The organism is Gordonia sp. LMA484, from assembly GCF_058129505.1.
Genome location: NZ_CM176700.1, coordinates 2,553,674 through 2,570,228, shown reverse-complemented (window position 1 = coordinate 2,570,228; position 16,555 = coordinate 2,553,674). Strand labels below are relative to the sequence as shown.

15 protein-coding genes, 2 tRNA genes and 1 pseudogene are annotated in these 16,555 nt (G+C 66.9%); 10 read left to right on the top strand and 8 right to left on the bottom strand.

What is annotated here, in order from left to right; genetic code table 11:
- The first annotated feature begins 101 nt into the window (after window positions 1-101).
- A complete protein-coding gene (locus tag AC4AMJ_RS11250) occupies window positions 102-455 on the top strand; it encodes a GntR family transcriptional regulator (protein ID WP_489896322.1) in 354 nt (117 codons plus the stop codon).
- A 65-nt stretch (window positions 456-520) separates the two neighbouring features.
- Window positions 521-1,510 carry a DUF1648 domain-containing protein gene (locus AC4AMJ_RS11245; protein WP_489918066.1) on the top strand — a complete coding sequence of 330 codons (990 nt, stop codon included), beginning with the start codon at window positions 521-523 and terminating at the stop codon, window positions 1,508-1,510.
- A 3-nt stretch (window positions 1,511-1,513) separates the two neighbouring features.
- Here the strand turns inward: AC4AMJ_RS11245 and AC4AMJ_RS11240 are convergent.
- The 5 genes and pseudogenes from AC4AMJ_RS11240 to AC4AMJ_RS11220 all read right to left on the bottom strand — a co-directional run bounded on the left by AC4AMJ_RS11240 (window position 1,514) and on the right by AC4AMJ_RS11220 (window position 7,643).
- A pseudogene (locus tag AC4AMJ_RS11240) lies at window positions 1,514-2,736 on the bottom strand (MFS transporter).
- 72 nt (window positions 2,737-2,808) lie between these two features.
- Window positions 2,809-3,225 (bottom strand): VOC family protein, encoded by a 417-nt coding sequence (locus AC4AMJ_RS11235; RefSeq protein WP_489896319.1) that lies wholly within the window; start codon window positions 3,223-3,225, stop codon window positions 2,809-2,811.
- A 97-nt stretch (window positions 3,226-3,322) separates the two neighbouring features.
- Window positions 3,323-3,814 (bottom strand): DUF3237 domain-containing protein, encoded by a 492-nt coding sequence (locus AC4AMJ_RS11230; RefSeq protein ID WP_489896318.1) that lies wholly within the window; start codon window positions 3,812-3,814, stop codon window positions 3,323-3,325.
- A 41-nt stretch (window positions 3,815-3,855) separates the two neighbouring features.
- Entirely contained in the window at window positions 3,856-4,677 is an 822-nt protein-coding gene (locus AC4AMJ_RS11225; protein ID WP_489918065.1) for an oxygen-binding di-iron domain-containing protein, read from the bottom strand.
- A gap of 122 nt (window positions 4,678-4,799) precedes the next feature.
- Window positions 4,800-7,643, bottom strand: coding sequence for an ATP-binding protein (locus AC4AMJ_RS11220; RefSeq protein WP_489896316.1), 2,844 nt, complete (start codon window positions 7,641-7,643; stop codon window positions 4,800-4,802).
- Between the two features lie 78 nt (window positions 7,644-7,721).
- Here AC4AMJ_RS11220 and AC4AMJ_RS11215 point away from each other — a divergent pair, with 78 nt between their 5' ends.
- The 5 genes from AC4AMJ_RS11215 (at window position 7,722) to AC4AMJ_RS11195 (ending at window position 11,238) form a co-directional block, all read left to right on the top strand.
- Window positions 7,722-8,531, top strand: coding sequence for a fumarylacetoacetate hydrolase family protein (locus tag AC4AMJ_RS11215; RefSeq protein ID WP_489918064.1), 810 nt, complete (start codon window positions 7,722-7,724; stop codon window positions 8,529-8,531).
- The gene (locus AC4AMJ_RS11210) at window positions 8,528-9,349 is read left to right on the top strand and encodes an alpha/beta fold hydrolase (protein ID WP_489896314.1); all 822 of its coding nucleotides are present in this window, start codon (window positions 8,528-8,530) and stop codon (window positions 9,347-9,349) included. Before AC4AMJ_RS11215 ends, AC4AMJ_RS11210 begins: the two co-directional genes overlap by 4 nt.
- A 62-nt stretch (window positions 9,350-9,411) precedes the next feature.
- Entirely contained in the window at window positions 9,412-10,887 is a 1,476-nt protein-coding gene (gene gltX, locus AC4AMJ_RS11205; RefSeq protein ID WP_489918063.1) for a glutamate--tRNA ligase, read from the top strand.
- 156 nt (window positions 10,888-11,043) lie between these two features.
- Window positions 11,044-11,115 (top strand) — tRNA-Gln (locus AC4AMJ_RS11200).
- A gap of 50 nt (window positions 11,116-11,165) precedes the next feature.
- Window positions 11,166-11,238 (top strand) — tRNA-Glu (locus AC4AMJ_RS11195).
- A 74-nt stretch (window positions 11,239-11,312) separates the two neighbouring features.
- Here AC4AMJ_RS11195 and AC4AMJ_RS11190 read toward each other — a convergent pair.
- Together AC4AMJ_RS11190 and AC4AMJ_RS11185 are read right to left on the bottom strand one after the other, a co-directional pair.
- Window positions 11,313-11,816 carry a PPOX class F420-dependent oxidoreductase gene (locus AC4AMJ_RS11190; RefSeq protein ID WP_489918062.1) on the bottom strand — a complete coding sequence of 168 codons (504 nt, stop codon included), beginning with the start codon at window positions 11,814-11,816 and terminating at the stop codon, window positions 11,313-11,315.
- Window positions 11,817-11,884: 68 nt separating this feature from the next.
- Window positions 11,885-12,619, bottom strand: coding sequence for an IclR family transcriptional regulator (locus AC4AMJ_RS11185; RefSeq protein ID WP_489896311.1), 735 nt, complete (start codon window positions 12,617-12,619; stop codon window positions 11,885-11,887).
- A gap of 92 nt (window positions 12,620-12,711) precedes the next feature.
- Here AC4AMJ_RS11185 and leuC point away from each other — a divergent pair, with 92 nt between their 5' ends.
- The 3 genes from leuC to AC4AMJ_RS11170 all read left to right on the top strand — a co-directional run bounded on the left by leuC (window position 12,712) and on the right by AC4AMJ_RS11170 (window position 15,555).
- The gene (leuC, locus tag AC4AMJ_RS11180; RefSeq protein WP_489918061.1) at window positions 12,712-14,148 is read left to right on the top strand and encodes a 3-isopropylmalate dehydratase large subunit; all 1,437 of its coding nucleotides are present in this window, start codon (window positions 12,712-12,714) and stop codon (window positions 14,146-14,148) included.
- A 40-nt stretch (window positions 14,149-14,188) separates the two neighbouring features.
- Window positions 14,189-14,782, top strand: a complete 594-nt coding sequence (gene leuD / locus AC4AMJ_RS11175; protein WP_489896309.1) for a 3-isopropylmalate dehydratase small subunit — start codon at window positions 14,189-14,191, stop codon at window positions 14,780-14,782.
- 173 nt (window positions 14,783-14,955) lie between these two features.
- Window positions 14,956-15,555, top strand: coding sequence for an HU family DNA-binding protein (locus tag AC4AMJ_RS11170; RefSeq protein ID WP_489896308.1), 600 nt, complete (start codon window positions 14,956-14,958; stop codon window positions 15,553-15,555).
- Window positions 15,556-15,632: 77 nt separating this feature from the next.
- Here the strand turns inward: AC4AMJ_RS11170 and AC4AMJ_RS11165 are convergent, their stop codons facing one another.
- Window positions 15,633-16,553: an NUDIX hydrolase gene (locus tag AC4AMJ_RS11165; RefSeq protein ID WP_489896307.1), complete on the bottom strand. Its 921-nt coding sequence runs from the start codon at window positions 16,551-16,553 to the stop codon at window positions 15,633-15,635.
- Between the last annotated feature and the right edge of the window lie 2 nt (window positions 16,554-16,555).

Below are 16,555 nucleotides of genomic sequence, written 5' to 3'. Positions count from 1 at the left end.
GCGACGAGATGACCCCGCCCGGCGCATACCGGGCGGGGTCATCTGCATCTCGGATCTGAGCCCCCATTGTTCTATTTGAAATAGAACTATATGGTGTTTGTGTGTTGATCCGGATCGATCCGACCTCGCGGACACCGCTGTTCGAGCAGGTGGCCTCCTCGATCCGTGGCGAGATCATGCGTGGCGACCTCGTCCGCGGTGATCGGCTCCCGCCCGCGCGTGAATTGTCACACTCCCTCGACATCAACATTCACACCGTGCTGCGTGCCTATCAGATGCTGCGGGACGAAGGGCTTGTGGAACTGCGTCGTGGGCGCGGGGCCCTGATCACCGATGCCGCTCGCGATCGTGCCGATCTCGTGGGCGCGATCGACGAACTGATACAGGTTGCCCGGCGACTCGGGGTGACGCGCGAGGATACGACGACCCAGATGCTGGAGAGGTGGGCCCGATGACGGAGCGGTCTCGAGGGAATGGCCCTGGAAGCAATGTCCCTGGAAGCATTGGCACGGAACAGGGGATGACGGTAGGCGCACGTCGACTGGTCCTGGTGCTGGCCATCGCGCCGTCACTGGTCGCCGGTATCGTCGGCACTCTCCTGATCGCCTCGTGGCGTGGCGAGTTACCCGATCCCGTTGCGACACACTGGTCGTCGCACGGGGCCGACGGGTTCTCGAGTCAGACCTTCATCGTCGCCGTGCCGCTCGTCGTGGGCGTCGGTTGTGCCGTCATCGGCGCGCTGTGCATCCTCCTGCATGATCGCACGCTGGTCAGAACCGCCGTCGGACTCGTTGCGGGCGTGGCGGTATCGACCATCAGCCTGATCGTGTGGACGGCCGCGATGCAACGTGGCGCCGACGATGCGCGGGCAGTGGGCACCCCTGGGTGGCAGATTCTCGGCTCGTGGTTCGTCGGAGTGCTGGTGGGCTGCGCCACCGCTGCGGTCATGCCGAAGTGGCGAACCCACCAGCCGGGCGACGACGCGGGGGAGCGTCCCCGGCTCAGCGTCGGGGACAACGAACTGATTGTCTGGACCCGCGTGGTGTCGATGTCGGCTCCCGCGGCTGCCATCCTGGCCGTGTCACTCCTGACGGTGGCGATGGTCGCCATCGTCACCCGGTCTTGGCCTGCCGTCGTGGTCGTGGTCGTCCTCGTCGTCGTGATCGCGGCGATGTGGAGTGTTCGGATCACCGTCGATCGCTCGGGCATCGCTGTGCGCGGATTCCTCGGGTGGCCGCGCACCGTCATCACGGTGGCGGAGATCGACCATGCCGAACTCGTCAGGGTCCGCGCGCTTCGTGACTTCGGGGGCTACGGCTACCGCATCGCGATGCGAGGTGATCTCAAGGGCGCCAAAGGATTCGTGTTTCGATCCGGCGAGGCGATCAGCGTGACCCGGCGCGACGGCAGGCGTGAGGTAGTGGTCGTCGACGACGCACGGACCGCAGCCGGGCTGATCAACAGCTTCGCGAACCCCGGCGGTCCGCACCGCACTCGCCTCGACGCGTAGGCGTCAGCCGCCCGGTCGTGCTTCCAACCCGACCGGGACCAGCCCGATCGCGATCAGCGGTGCCACGGCGACGATTCCGAATGCAGCGGGGTATCCCGTGGAGGCGATGACGGCCCCGATCAGGGGCACTGCGGCCGAGGCGGCCAGATATTGTCCGGTGTTCTGGATCGCGAGACCGCGGCCGCTCCATCTCGGTCCGGCGTACTCGGCGATGGACGTGAACGCGAGTCCGTTGTCGGCCACGGCGACAATCGATGCGGCGACCATGAAGACCACCGCCACCGGGCTGTCGATCCAGTCCAGGAGCGCCAGCCCGCCGGTGAATGCCGCGGCCGCGACGGCGATCAGCCGCACCGGACGCATCCGCGAACCCCAGACATCAGACCAGCGGCCGGCCGCGATACGCCCCAGGGCGCCGATGATCTGGGTGACGGTAACCAGAACGCCGGCGGTCGCCGCGGCCCAGTTGTGGTCGCTGATCAGCCATACCGGCACGAAGGTCCACAGTGCCATTTGGGGATCACCAGTAGCACACTCACCAGGTGGACTCGGGTCAGGAACGAGCTGCGGCGGTACGGATTCTCCACGAGGACCGACGACGGGGCATCGCCGTCGTCGGTGGCCGGGATGGCTTGTGGCGCGGGCGGCGGGTCGATGATGCCGACCGCGGTACCGACCAGCGCAATGACGGTCACCACGAAGAACACCGCGAGTCCACCGGCCACACCGAATCGCTCGGCGAGCAACGGCACGGTGAGTGCGCAGACCCCGATGCCCAGGGGCTGTGCCATCTGGCGGATACCCATGGCGGTACCGCGCTGATCCGGAGGGAACCACCCCACCACGATTCGTCCGCTCGCTCCGTTTGTGGACGCCGACGCCGCACCCGCGAGGACCAGCAACAAGCCGATGACCCGGAAGCCCTGATGTGTTGCCGCGGCGAGGACCGCCGTCGCGGTGACGACGGCCGTGGCGCTCAACGAGATCAGCAGGATCTCCCGTTCACCGCGTCGGTCCAGAGCCCACCCCCACGGCACGGTGGTGAGCATCAATCCGACGCCTGCGGCGACAGCAAGAAGCGACGCCTGCGGCAACGTCATCCCGCCCGCGGTGTGCAATTGCGGGATGAGGAAGGCGACGCCGCCGGCGATGCATGCGGTCGCGAGCGCGGCGGTGAGTGAGCAGCCGAGGATGCTCCAGCGCCGCGCCGTGGTGATCGTGGCCATTGGACCTCGCACCTCCGTCCAGCCCGTCCGTGGGTCGGCGACACGCGTTGCCGGTCCGATCGAGAGATCGGTTCAGAGGTAGGTGAGCAGTTCAAGCGGGATGCCGTCCGGGTCGCGGAACACCAGGGCGCGCATCCCGAAGTCGGGGAGATCCCGGACGGGGTCGTGCTCGACGTCGTTGACGTCCAACCACGTCACCCATTCGTCCAGTGTGTCGGTCGAATCCACGAGAAGTCCGACGTGGTCGAGGCCGGTCCGCTTCTCGGAGAAGGTCGCGCCGTCCTGTCCGTCGTGGCGGTGCACAGCCCACCAGACCCGACGATCCGGGTCCGCGAGAACTGCGCCCTCGCCCCCCTCGTGGTCCACGGTGATGACGTGCTCGAAACCCAGCACCCGCTGGTACCAGGCGCGTGAACGGTCGATGTCGACGACCGTGAGTGCGACATGGGCGATGCTGTGCAGCGGTGGTGGTGACGACGGTGAGGTCATGCTCATCCCTCTTCTCGGGTTCTCGTCGTTTCGGTGTGTCGGCGCCGCGGTGGGCCGCGGTGTTCACCGCGGCCCACTGTGGCGCTGGTCATCTGACTCAGCCGATCCTTCGTGCTTCCACGGACAGTGTCCCATTCGCGAAGTTCACGGTTCCCGTATGCGCGACGATCGTCCGGTTGAGCTCGGTGTGCTCGGGAGCAGCCGTCTCGAACGTCGCGGCGACATGGATCGTGTAGGGCTGTGTCGGCCAGGTGAATCCGGGCGCGACGATGTCCGACGGCACCGGGGCGTCGATGCCGGTCGGTGGGAGCAGGTATCCGTGGAGTTCTGCCGTGATCACCGTGTCGCCGAGCCGGATCACCTCGTTGGCCGTCACGATGCCGACGCCGTCGCCGCGGATGCGGAAGTAGTCGACGCCGACGAGTTCCGCTCCGGTCAGGTCGCCGTACGTGAGGCTGCCACCGAAGTGGCCGTCGAGGCGGAACCCGTCGGCGACGGGGCCGACCGGGATGATCTGATTGAAGTTGCCCTCGAACCGGTAGAGGACCTCGTAGCCCTGCTTCGGTCCGCGGTCGATGGTTGTGGTCATGATGGTTCTCCGTGATGTCGTGTCGATCGGATGGGTCGGGGTCATGCGGCCCCGGCGGGTGCGAATCCCGCCAGGAGCGATTCCAGTTGGGATTGCGTCATCGCCGGGGCGGGCTGCGTTGCCTGCGCCGCGACAACGGAATCGAGGCTGTCCTGCACGCGGCGTACCGGCGGTAGATGTGAGGACAGGAGAGAACTCGGGGCGAGTCGCCCTACGGCCTCGACCTGGTCGACGAGCCGTCCGCGATCCATGTCGAGGACCCAGGGGCTGTCCACTGTCGACCATGTCACCTGGGCCTCCCGGAGAACATCGGATGCCACGTCGTCGGCGGATTCGACGGTCACCAGGTCGTCGGGCAGCGGTGCGCCGAAACAGTCGGAACTCACGTAGGCCCCGGTCTTTCCGTCGAGGAAGCCCAGCGTGCCCGGGCTGTCGAACAACGGCGGGCGTACGGCACGGAGCACTCGGTCGCCCACGTCGACGACGTCGCCCGCGTTGACGATGCGCGTGCGCTCTGGTGGGATCAGACCGTCCGGTGCCGCACGACCGAACGTCATGAACGTACCGAGAACTGTTGCCCGCGGTGCCATTTCGAGTAGCCGCGGAAGTGCTCCGGTGTGGTCGCGATCCTCGTGGGTGAGCCAGATCCAGCGCAGCTCGGCCGGATCCACGAGATCTCCGAGTGCGTCGAGGAAGTCGTGGTCGAGGATCTCGACGCCGGCGTCGACGAGGACGGGTTCGTCGGCGGTGATCACGAAGGCGTTCATCGGGATGGTGCCCAGTCCGGGTACCGGCCAGTAGGTCGGGATGACGTGAGTGTCGGCGGACACCGAGAAGGTGTCGCCCACCCATGGAGTCTGCATGATTGTCTGCTTTCGTCGTCTGCCCGGAGGATTTCCCCGGTGCGACATCGAGACTTCCGCAGTGCGAGCACGTCGTTAGTGATCGTGGGTACCCATTTAAGGCGCGATGGCGATCGACCACCTCAGACCAGGCGAAGTTCCTCGGCGAGCTCGGCGAGTTCCCCGCGGTCGCGCGCCGAGAGCTTGGCGAGCAGGCTACCCACATGCCGTTCCACCGTGCGGGGGGAGAGAACGAGCCTCGATGCGATCTCGGCATTGGGAATCCGGAGCGCGATCAGGGACAGCACGTCGACCTCGCGGCTGCTCACGCCGCGTTCGAGGAGTGCCGGGGGTACCTGGCTGTGCCCACGGCCCCGGCGCGGGATACTCACGCCCATCTCGCGCAGGATCTGCCGGCTGTCCGCGGCGAGGGGTTCATGATGATGGGAGGAGAACCAGCGGACCCCTTCGGTTGCCCACGTCGCCGGCTCGCCCCATCCGGACTGCCGCGCAGCACGAACAGAGATCCATCGGGTGACGTGGACAACCCATTCGACACCCTGGTATCCGCGCAAAGCGTCCTCGGCTGCGCCGAAGAGCCGCGTAGCCGACTCTCGGTCGCCGTCCGTGCCGGCGCGGACGGCGAGGGCGGCATCGAGCAGGGCCCGGTTGAATCGCGTGTCCGCGCCGGACGCCCTGCGGACCCGCTCGACATCCCCGGACCGCAGCACACCCTGCGCCGCGCGCACGAGCGCCCAGAGTCCCCAGTGTGGGAAATGGTGCCCGGGAAGTGACTCGAGCCGATCGGCCGCATCGTCGAGATGCTCTGCGGTGGTTGCCATATCGGCGCCGAAGAGTGCGCGTAGAGCACGCACGCGACCACTGACCCCGGCCTCGATAGCGTCGAGTTCGCCCCCCGCGCCGGTGCGGGCGCGGGCGATGGCCGTCTCCATCGCCGGGTCGTCGCGGTCGTACGCGTAGGACCGGGCCGTGGTGAGCCAGGCCCAGTTCTGGACCGGCGAACCGATCCGGCCCGCCACGTCGGCGGCACGTTCGGCGGCGATCCGTCCGGACAGCGTCTCGCCGCGAGCGACACGCGCTTCGGCGAGGTGGAAGTCGGCGTGGGCGATGATGTGCGGGTCGCCGATCTCGATGGAGAGTCGGCGCGCGTGATCCAGCCGGTCGGTCCGCAGGTTGTCGAACAGGTCGATGGTGCCCAGCTCATGAAACGCACGAGCCTGCCAATGGAGGTCGCCGGCCGCCTGCGCCTCGGCCAGTTCCCGTTCGAACCACGCGGTGCCCGCGGCCACGTCGGCGACACGCTCTGCGCGGCCGGCCGTCTCCATCGCCTCGCATCGGAGACGGTGGTCGATGCCGTGTTCGTCGGCGAGTTCGGTCGCGAGAGCAGACGCCGCGTCGAGCCTTCCCTGCTCGAGAAGAACTTGCGCCTGGAGCCCACGCAGACCGGGGCCGGGGTCGTTGGCGGCCAGCAGCGTGGCGATCTGGTCAGCGGCGGCCTCGTGGTCCCCCGCGACCAGCGCCGCGCGGGTGAGCGCCTCGCCGACACGCCTCGTCTCGGCACGGTGTGCGGGCAGCGTCGTGAGGACCAGTTCGCCCAGATCCCGCGCCGCGACGTGATCACCCATGGCGCCCAGGATTTCGGTGAGCTCCACGGCTGCCGCGGTCCAGACGTCGTCGTGTACCGAATCGGGTTCGGAAACCAGCGGGCGTAGTCGGTTCATCGCCTGTGCCAGAGCGCCGCGCGCGGCCGCGTCGAGACCAGTGCGCAACATGATGTTTCGCCACAACATTTGGTCACCGGCGTCCTCGGCGAGTTCGAGTGCGAGGTCGGCCCGTCCGTCACGCGGTTCACCGTCGGTGCCGACGATGGATTCAAGTGCCTTGCGCGCCAGTTGATGCCGTTCGGGTGGCAGGATGTTGCGCCGCACCTCATCGCGCGTGAGCGCGTGCCGGAACGACACCCCCGACGGGGACACCGACAGCAGACCGGCATCCTGCGCGGTCCGGAACGCCTCGGCGACGGCAGTGTCGGTGAGCCCGGTCATGGCCGGGATCATCGTCCAGTCCACGTCGTGACCGATCACTGCGGCGGCATGCAGAGCACTGCGGGTGGTGGACGGCAGGTCGGAGATGCGCCTGGCCACCGACGACGCGACGGTGGGTGGCGCGACGGTGTGCAGCAACGGGGCGTCGACCCGCCAGACAGTGCCCTCCCGGGTGAGGGTCGCCGATCGGACGAGTCCGGCGATCAGTTCCTCGACCGCGAAGGGGTTGCCGCCGGCACGGGTCACGATGAAGTCCGTCAGCGCCGGATCGACGGCATCCACCTGCAGGCACTCCAGCACCAGTTCCTCGACCGCGCCGGGTGAGAGGGGGCCGACCTCCAGCAGGTCGATCACCCGCCGTTGCATCAGCCGGGTCAATTCCGCAGGCAGGTCCGCCGGCCGCGCGGCCATCACGACGAACGCACCGTGCGCCTCGAGGTTGTCGCACAGGTACGTCAGCGCGGTCAACGTTTGCGGATCCGCCCAGTGCACGTCGTCGAGGATGACCACGAGCGGTGTGCGGCGACCGGCGACACGGAAGAACCTGACCAGTTCCTCGGCCTGCACGATGGGGCGGGCGCCGGCGTTGGCGAGGGCGCGGACCATCGTCTGCCACGCGACCCAGAGGTGGTCGCCGGGCCGGCAGCCGGAGGCGAGGTCGAAGCGCGAGAGTGCCTCGACCAGACATCGAAACGCATCGCCGTCACCGTCGATCGCGCGACCCTGCAGCACCCACTCCTGGCGCGCCCGGGCTTCCTCGGCCAGATCACGGAGCAGACGCGACTTGCCGATGCCCGCGACCCCGGTCACGAGGACCGGACGTCGCGCCGAGCCCGTGGCCGGCGGATCGACCCGCAATGCCGCACGAAGGTCGTCACGTCCGATCAGGCGTTCGGCGAGGAGCTCAGTGCCCGTCGGCATGTGATCACTGTCTCGCATACCCGAGCGCCTCACAAGACGACGCGGGCGGCTCCGCGTGGGTGCGATAGTGTCGGGACCATGCGTTTAGGACGGGTCGCCAGCCCCGACGGGGTAGCTTTTGTCGCAATCGAGGAGGCCGAGGACGGTCCGCGGGCACGGGAGATCGCCGAACATCCTTTCGGTACCCCCACATTCACGGGCCGATCGTGGGCACTGCCGGATGTGCGGTTGCTGGCCCCGATTCTCGCGTCGAAGGTCATCTGCATCGGCAAGAACTACGCCGCCCATGTGGCCGAGATGGGTGGGGAAGCGCCGCCGGCGCCGGGAGCGGAGCGAGCGGGCCACGTCCCGGCCGATCCGGTGATCTTCTTGAAGCCCAACACCTCGATCATCGGACCCGAGGTGCCGATCGTGCGGCCACCGTCCTCCGATCGGGTCGACTTCGAGGGCGAGCTCGCCGTCGTGATCGGGCAACCGTGCAAGGACGTACCTGCCGCGAAGGCCAAGGATGTGATCCTCGGGTACACGGTGGCCAACGATGTGACCGCCCGTGATCAGCAGCAGGCAGACGGACAGTGGACCCGCGGCAAGGGCTATGACAGTTTCTGCCCGCTCGGCCCGTGGATCGAGACGGAATTCGATCCGGCCGACGTCGAGGTCGTCACCGAACTCGACGGAGAGGTCAAGCAGCGGTCCCGGACGTCGCTGATGCTCCATGACGTCGGTGCGATCGTGGAATGGATCTCGCGGGTCATGACACTTCTGCCGGGTGACGTCATCCTCACCGGTACGCCGGAAGGTGTCGGCCCGATGGTCGCCGGGCAACGGGTCGAGGTGACCGTGGAAGGCATCGGAACCCTCGGCAATCCCGTGGTGGACAAATCGTGAAGGCACCCACCATCGCACGGGTCAACGGGATCGATCTCGCCTATGAGGAGTTCGGCGACGGCCCCCTGGTCGTGATGGTGATGGGCACGGGTAGCCCGGGCCGGGTGTGGCAGGCCCATCAGCAACCCGCGTTGACCAAGGCCGGCTACCGAGTCGTGACGTTCGACAATCGCGGTATCTCACCGTCGTCCGAATGTGTCGACGGCTTCACCCACGATGACATGGTCGCCGACACCGCGGCGCTCATCGAACATCTCGGTGGGGGACCGGCGTTCGTCGTCGGGACCTCCCTGGGAGCGCGGATCACCCAGGAGTTGGCACTGTCGCGGCCGGATGTGGTGAAGGCAGCGGTGATGATCGCCACCTACGGGCGCAACACCCCACTGCAGCAGGCGATCTCGGCCGGCGAACGTGCGTTGTACGACAACAAGATCACCTTGCCCGCGGACTATGCGGCGGCGATCACCGCGCATCTCAATCTCTCGCCGCACACCCTGGACGACGATCGCTCCGCGAAGGACTGGCTCGACGTCATCGGGTTCTCGCCGCAGACGGTCACGGCGGGGGTGCGGGCCCAACTCGGGCTGCATGATCGCGAGGCGGACCGTCTCGCCGCCTACCGGGCCATCGGCCGGCCGGCGATGGTCATCGGGTTCGCCGACGATCGCACGCTGCCCCCCAAACTCGCACGCGAGGTCGCCGAGGCGATCCCCGGAGCGCGGTACGAGGAGATCGCGAAGGCAGGCCACTTCGGGTACCTCGAACAGCCGGCCGAGGTCAATCGGCTCCTGGTCGAGTTCCTCGCCGCGCATCGCTGAGTCATGATGTCGGAGCCGGACGGCAGGCAGGCCGCGACCGGTGATTCGATACGCTGACCTCTATGAGTGGCTCCGATGTGCGCGTCCGATTCTGTCCGTCCCCGACCGGTACCCCGCATGTCGGCCTGGCCCGGACCGCGTTGTTCAACTTCGTCCAGGCACGCCACGACAAGGGCACCTTCGTCTTCCGGATCGAGGACACCGACGCCGCACGTGACAGTGAGGAGTCCTACGCGGCGATTCTCGATGCCCTGCGGTGGCTCGGGCTCGACTGGGACGAGGGGCCCGAGGTCGGCGGACCCTACGGTCCCTACCGGCAGTCGCAGCGGCGTGAGATCCATCTCGACGTCGTCGACAAGCTCCTCGCCGCGGGCGAGGCCTACGAGGCGTACTCCACACCCGAGGAGGTCGAGACCCGTCATCGGGCCGCAGGCCGCGACCCCAAGCTCGGCTACGACAACTTCGATCGCGGCCTGACCGACTCCCAACGGGCGGAGTATGCCGCGCAAGGGCGTAAACCCGTTGTGCGCCTACGGATGCCGGACCACGACATCACCTGGGATGACCTGGTTCGCGGTACGACGACGATCAAGGCGGGCACCGTTCCGGACTTCGCGCTCACCCGCGCCAACGGTGAGCCGCTCTACACCCTGGTCAACCCGGTCGACGACGCGATGATGAAGATCACCCATGTGCTGCGCGGTGAGGACCTGTTCTCATCGACACCGCGCCAGATTGCGTTGTACGACGCCCTGATCCGCCTCGGGATCGCCGAGCGGGTGCCGGAGTTCGGGCATCTCCCGTTCGTGATGGGGGAGGGCAACAAGAAGCTCTCCAAGCGTGATCCGCAGTCGAATCTGTTCCACCATCGTGACCGTGGGTTCATCCCCGAAGGCCTGCTGAACTATCTGGCGCTGCTCGGGTGGGGCTATTCCGGGGAGTCCGACGTGTTCACGCTCGACGACATGATCGGTGCGTTCGATGTCCGCCAGGTCAACTCCAATCCTGCGCGCTTCGATCAGAAGAAGGCCGACGCGATCAATGCCGAGCACATCCGTCGACTCGATGCCGGGGATTTCGCCGCTCGGCTCAAGGGCTACCTGGTGTCCGCCGGTCATCTGACCGAGCCCGTGGCCGAGCCCGCATTCAGCGCGTTGGCCGAACTGGTGCAGACGCGCATTCAGGTGCTCGCCGACGCGTGGCCGCTCATGTCGTTCCTCTATGTGTCCGACGAGGAGTTCGTCATCGACGAGAAGTCGGCGGCCAAGAATCTCGGTGCCGACGCCGGGCCGGTACTCGATGCCGCGATCAGTGCGGTGTCCGCCCTGGACACGTGGACGGGTCCCGCGATCGAGGAGGCTCTCAAGTCCGCTCTGGTGGACAACCTCGGCCTCAAACCGCGCAAGGCGTTCGGTCCGGTACGGGTTGCGGTCACCGGCTCACAGGTGAGCCCTCCGCTGTATGAGTCGATGGGACTGCTCGGGCGTGAAAAGAGCCTCGCGCGCCTGGCGTCAGCACGTGAAATCGTCCCGATTTAGGGCTTTGACCTGCTGATTTGTGGTCACCGGGTATCCCTTTGGTAGTCTTCTTCTCGGTTCAATTCCGACCGGATGCCGGGAGCGAAGCGAACGGGCCCGATTGTTCGGGCGCGGGAGCCGAGCAAACGGGTTCACCAGGTCGGCGAGGGAATCCCTTGGGGTATGGTGTAATTGGCAACACAGCGGTTTCTGGTACCGCCATTCTAGGTTCGAGTCCTGGTACCCCAGCGAACTGCCGGTTACCCACTCCGGGAGTTTCAACTGAATAGCGTGTCCATGGCCCCGTCGTCTAGCGGCCTAGGACGCCGCCCTCTCAAGGCGGTAGCGCGGGTTCGAATCCCGTCGGGGCTACAAAGCGAACGCCTCCTCCGGTCTCCGGGGGAGGCGTTCGTCGTCGGTGGCGATCGCGGTCAGCGGAGCCCGCGTCAGTCGCCGACGCCGGGCGCGGTGCTCCCGCCGACGGGCATCGGGTCGAGGCCGAGCTTGCGGTGATCCCACGAACGCACCCGATCCGGTACCAGACGGACCGCGACCCGCTTGTGCATCATCTGGTCCACGAACGGCCGCATCTCATCGGTGTAGGGGCCGGTGTACCGCTCCCAGACGCTGATGCCGACCATCAGGCAGGAGTCGGGGTCCTCGAGGATCTCCGCGGTGCCCTCGAACGCCACGCCGCGGAGCGTGTCGTAGGTGTCGCCGTCCTCGATCATCACCGAGCATCGGCCGTTGCGCCGGAGGTTGACCGCCTTCTGTGACTTGGCCTTGGTCTCGAACCAGATCTCGCCGTTGACGACCCCGTACCACATCGCGACGAGGTGAATCCCGCCGTCGGGACCGGTCGTCGCCAGCGTCGCGGTTCGACTGTTCGCGACGAAGTCGCCGATCTCGGTCTCGGACATGACGATCTGGCTGCGTTGATTGACTCCCATTCTCCGAAGCTAGCCGACCGGTGCGTTCGGGTCCCGGAAAGGTGTGAAGATCTGAACTCGTGGGTGTCTCAGCTGCGCGGCGGTTGCAGCCGTTTGTGGATGGCGTCGGCCGCGGCAAGGAGATCGGCCGCCCACCGTGCGCCCGGACGACGACCCATGCGGTCGATCGGACCGGACACCGAGATCGCGGCCACCACCTCGCCGGTTCCGTCGCGGACCGGGGCCGACACACTGGCGACTCCGGCGGCGCGCTCGCCGGCGCTCTGGGCCCAACCGCGCCGACGGATCTCGTGCAGTGCGCGTTCACTGAAGACGCTGTCGTGCAACAGCGCGCGCTGGGTGCTCGGTTCAGCCCATGCGAGCAGGACCTTGGCGGCCGAGCCGGCGCTCATGGGAAAGCGTGTGCCCACGGGCACGGTGTCGCGCAGCCCGGTCGGGGGCTCCATCGCGGCGATACAGACGCGTTCGGCGCCTTCGCGGCGATAGACCTGGACAGATTCGCCGGTGATCTCGCGCAGCCGTGGGAGCACCATCAGCGCGGCCTCCCGGACCGGATCGTGTGCCGAGGCGGCGAGTTCGCTCAAGGCCGGGCCGGGATACCAACGCCCGGAGGCGTTGCGGGCCAGGAGTCGATGGGTCTGGAGGCCGACGGCGAGGCGGTGTGCCGTCGCCCGGGGCAGTCCCGTCCGCTCACAGAGTTCGGTGAGATTGCAGGGGGCGTCGGCGATCGCCCGCAGAACCACCACCGTTTTGTCGAGAACACCGATTCCGCTGGTGGCTGTCGATGCGCTATCCTGTCCCATAGGACGATACTAGCGTCCCAGATAATGAGATGCACCCCCGTTGCGGAAGATGCGGGAGTGCTGCGACACGACCAACAGATGCGAGTACTGCCATGAGTTCCAGCCCAAACGCACCGCGTACTCTCGCCGAAAAGGTGTGGGACGACCACGTCGTCGCGCGCGGCGAAGAGGATGCCGCCGGGAATCGTAATCCCGATCTGATCTACATCGATCTCCATCTCGTTCACGAGGTGACGAGTCCGCAGGCATTCGATGGTCTCCGGCTGGCCGGCCGTCCGGTGCGTCGGCCGGACCTGACCATCGCGACCGAGGACCACAACGTGCCGACGGTCGACATCTTCAAGCCCATCGCGGACGAGGTCTCGCGCACGCAGGTGGAGACGTTGCGCCGCAACTGCGAAGAGTTCGGGATCCGTCTGCATCCGATGGGCGACCTCGAGCAGGGCATCGTGCACATCATCGGTCCGCAACTGGGGCTGACCCAGCCGGGTATGACCGTGGTGTGTGGGGACAGCCACACCTCCACGCACGGCGCCTTCGGGTCGATCGCGATGGGAATCGGCACCTCGGAGGTCGAGCATGTCCTGGCCACCCAGACGCTTTCCCTGCGTCCCTTCAAGACGATGGCGATCACCGTGGACGGCGAATTGCCGCCGGGGGTCACGAGCAAGGACCTGATCCTGGCCGTGATCGCGAAGATCGGCACGGGTGGCGGGCAGGGTTACATCCTCGAGTATCGGGGCTCGGCCATCGAGAAACTCTCGATGGAGGGCCGGATGACGATCTGCAACATGTCGATCGAGGCGGGCGCCCGGGCCGGGATGATCGCTCCGGATCAGGTGACCTACGACTTCCTGAAGGGTCGTCCGCACGCCCCCACGGGTGCCGATTGGGATGCCGCAATCGAGTACTGGGACAGTCTGCGAACCGATCCCGGCGCCGAGTTCGATGCCGAGGTCCACATCGATGCCACCGAGCTGACCCCGTTCGTCACGTGGGGCACCAATCCGGGGCAGGGGGCGCCGTTGGGCGCCAGCGTCCCGGACCCCGCGGAGATCGGCGACGAGAACGCGGCGAGTTCCGCGCGTCGTGCGCTCGAGTACATGGACCTCGTGCCCGGCACACCGCTGCGGGATGTGAAGGTCGACACCGTTTTCGTCGGCTCGTGCACCAACGGGCGGATCGAGGATCTCCGGGCTGTCGCGGACGTTCTCAAGGACCGCAAGATCGCCGACGGCATGCGCATGCTCATCGTGCCGGGGTCGATGCGGGTGCGAGCCCAGGCCGAAGAGGAGGGGCTCGGCGAGATCTTCGTGGCCGCCGGCGCCGAATGGCGGCAGGCGGGATGTTCGATGTGCCTGGGAATGAATCCCGATCAACTCGCGCCCGGCGAGCGCTGTGCCTCGACCTCCAACCGAAACTTCGAAGGGCGGCAGGGCAAAGGCGGCCGGACCCACCTGGTGTCGCCGGCGGTCGCGGCGGCCACTGCGATCCGCGGCACGCTGTCCGCACCTACGGATCTCGCCTGACTTCAGAGCACAACACCCCCATCAGACGATCGGACACATCATGGAACCTTTCATCACCCACACCGGCATCGGTGTGCCGTTGCGGCGCGGCAATGTCGACACCGACCAGATCATCCCCGCGGTCTACCTGAAGCGGGTGACCCGCACGGGCTTTGAGGACGGATTGTTCGCCGCGTGGCGCAACGATCCCGACTTCATCCTCAACAACGAGCCCTGGAACCGCGGGTCGGTTCTCGTCGCCGGGCCCGACTTCGGCACCGGGTCGTCTCGCGAGCACGCGGTCTGGGCTCTGTCGGACTTCGGCTTTCGGGTGGTCATCTCGTCGCGCTTCGCAGACATCTTCCGCGGCAACGCCGGCAAAGCCGGGTTGGTGGCCGCTCAGGTGGAGCAATCCGACGTCGAATTGCTCTGGAAGCGCCTCGAAGAGCAGCCCGGGCTGGAACTGACGGTCAGTCTTGCCGATCGGACGGTCACCGCCGGAGACCTTGTGGTGCCGTTGGCAATTGATGACTACACGCGGTGGCGTCTGATGGAGGGACTCGACGACATCGGACTGACATTACGGCAGGTAGAGGCGATTTCTGAGTTCGAGGGAGCGCGTCCCGGCTTCAAGCCGGTGACCCTGAATCGATGATCTGAAGCCCCCTTCGCGGGCTGTTCGGGCCCATCGCCGGAAGGCGATTCCTGCTTTCGATTTCGCAACATGCCTGGTTAATTGGCGTGGAAGATGGACGTTTTCGAATTGGACGTTTACCGTGTGGAGTTAGCTGGCCTACAGATGGGTCAGAACAGCTTGCGGAGGTTTCAATGAACAAAGCAGAGCTCATTGATGAGCTGACCAAGAAGCTCGATGCGGATCGCAAGACTGCGACAGCCGCTGTCGAGCTCGTCGTCGACACGATTGTGCGTGCCGTCAACAAGGGTGAGAGCGTCACCATCACCGGCTTCGGTGTGTTCGAGAAGCGCAAGCGCGCTCCTCGAGTCGCTCGCAACCCGCGGACCGGCGAGACCGTGAAGGTGCGCGCCACTTCGGTTCCCGCCTTCCGTCCCGGCGCCCAGTTCAAGGCCGTGGTGGCGGGCAAGCAGAAGTTGTCCGCCAGCGGTCCGGCGGTGAAGCGGGGAAGCGGTACCGCCGCGGCTCCGGCCAAGAAGACCGCAGCGAAGAAGGCTCCGGCCAAGAAGGCGGCTCCCGCCAAGAAGACCGCGGCCAAGAAGGCTCCGGCCAAGAAGGCGGCACCGGCCAAGAAGACCGCGGCCAAGAAGGCTCCGGCCAAGAAGGCGGCACCGGCCAAGAAGACCGCGGCCAAGAAGGCTCCGGCCAAGAAGGCGGCACCGGCCAAGAAGACCGCGGCCAAGAAGGCTCCGGCCAAGAAGACCGCGGCCAAGAAGGCGACCACCCGGCGCTGAGTGCCCGCGGTTCCAGCCGACTCGACCCCCGACGTACTTCCCCCGTCGGGGGTCGACGTGTATCCGGGGGTGGTCTCTCAGACGTCCTCGTAGTCGGTGTGCGGCAACGGGCTGTCGATGTGGTCGGCGGCGACCAGGCGGCCCTGCACGGTCGAGAGCACCCAGACACTGCCCTTCCGATTGCGTTTGGCGGGCAGCGCGATCCCGTCGAGATCGGCCCACCACCGCATCAACGGCGGGATGACCTTGCCCTGGCTGCACACGGCATGGATCGCCGAGGTGTCGGCCGCGATGTCGCGGACGCGCTGGTGGGCGGCGTCGGGGTCCTTCCGGTACGCCTCCTCCGACAAGTCAGGTTCGGGCACGATACCCACCCCCAGGCTGTCGGCCGCCGGTGCGAGGGTCTGCTCGCACCGCACGCGATCGGCGCTGTGCAAGCGTTCGGCTCCGAAACTCGAGAGGAGCTTGGCGAGTTCTCGAGCCTGCTGACGGCCCAATCGGTCCAAGGGGCGCAATCTGTCGTCGCCCTTGTATCGGGACCGTTGTCCGGCGCGAGCGTGACGCACCAGCAGCATCGTGTGTGCGTCGGCCGGTAGCCGCTGGAATTCCTTCAGTATCCTGCGGTCGAGGCGATAGCTCAGTTTCGTGGCAGCCGAAGGGATGTCGAGCCACCGGAGTTCGTCCACCTCGTGATTCGGGGTGAAGTCGCCTCCCAGAGATCGCGCCGACCAATAACGCACACGCTTGCGATGACCGCTGGGAAGGTCATAGCCGACGTCGAGCAGGTGTCGGCCGAGGCGTGTTCGGTGGCCGGTCTCCTCGTGGATCTCCCGAACGGCCGTGGAGACCAGCGTCTCCCCGTTGTCGATCTTGCCCTTGGGCAGCGTCCAGTCGTCGTACCCGGGCCGGTGGACGACGCCGACCTCGACATCGCCGTCGAGGGTCGGGCGCCAGAGGACGCCACCGGCGGCCCATACCGTCTTCGTTGTCTTCGACATCG

Bases quoted from the DNA above. Each gene is read 5' to 3' on its own strand.
- AC4AMJ_RS11245 (WP_489918066.1), top strand. From the start codon at position 521: ATGACGGTAGGCGCACGTCGACTGGTCCTGGTGCTGGCCATCGCGCCG.
- AC4AMJ_RS11235 (WP_489896319.1), bottom strand. From the start codon at position 3,225: ATGACCTCACCGTCGTCACCACCACCGCTGCACAGCATCGCCCATGTC.
- AC4AMJ_RS11230 (WP_489896318.1), bottom strand. From the start codon at position 3,814: ATGACCACAACCATCGACCGCGGACCGAAGCAGGGCTACGAGGTCCTC.
- AC4AMJ_RS11225 (WP_489918065.1), bottom strand. From the start codon at position 4,677: ATGCAGACTCCATGGGTGGGCGACACCTTCTCGGTGTCCGCCGACACT.
- AC4AMJ_RS11220 (WP_489896316.1), bottom strand. From the start codon at position 7,643: ATGCCGACGGGCACTGAGCTCCTCGCCGAACGCCTGATCGGACGTGAC.
- AC4AMJ_RS11215 (WP_489918064.1), top strand. From the start codon at position 7,722: ATGCGTTTAGGACGGGTCGCCAGCCCCGACGGGGTAGCTTTTGTCGCA.
- gltX (WP_489918063.1), top strand. From the start codon at position 9,412: ATGAGTGGCTCCGATGTGCGCGTCCGATTCTGTCCGTCCCCGACCGGT.
- AC4AMJ_RS11190 (WP_489918062.1), bottom strand. From the start codon at position 11,816: ATGGGAGTCAATCAACGCAGCCAGATCGTCATGTCCGAGACCGAGATC.
- AC4AMJ_RS11185 (WP_489896311.1), bottom strand. From the start codon at position 12,619: ATGGGACAGGATAGCGCATCGACAGCCACCAGCGGAATCGGTGTTCTC.
- leuC (WP_489918061.1), top strand. From the start codon at position 12,712: ATGAGTTCCAGCCCAAACGCACCGCGTACTCTCGCCGAAAAGGTGTGG.
- leuD (WP_489896309.1), top strand. From the start codon at position 14,189: ATGGAACCTTTCATCACCCACACCGGCATCGGTGTGCCGTTGCGGCGC.
- AC4AMJ_RS11170 (WP_489896308.1), top strand. From the start codon at position 14,956: ATGAACAAAGCAGAGCTCATTGATGAGCTGACCAAGAAGCTCGATGCG.
- AC4AMJ_RS11165 (WP_489896307.1), bottom strand. From the start codon at position 16,553: ATGTCGAAGACAACGAAGACGGTATGGGCCGCCGGTGGCGTCCTCTGG.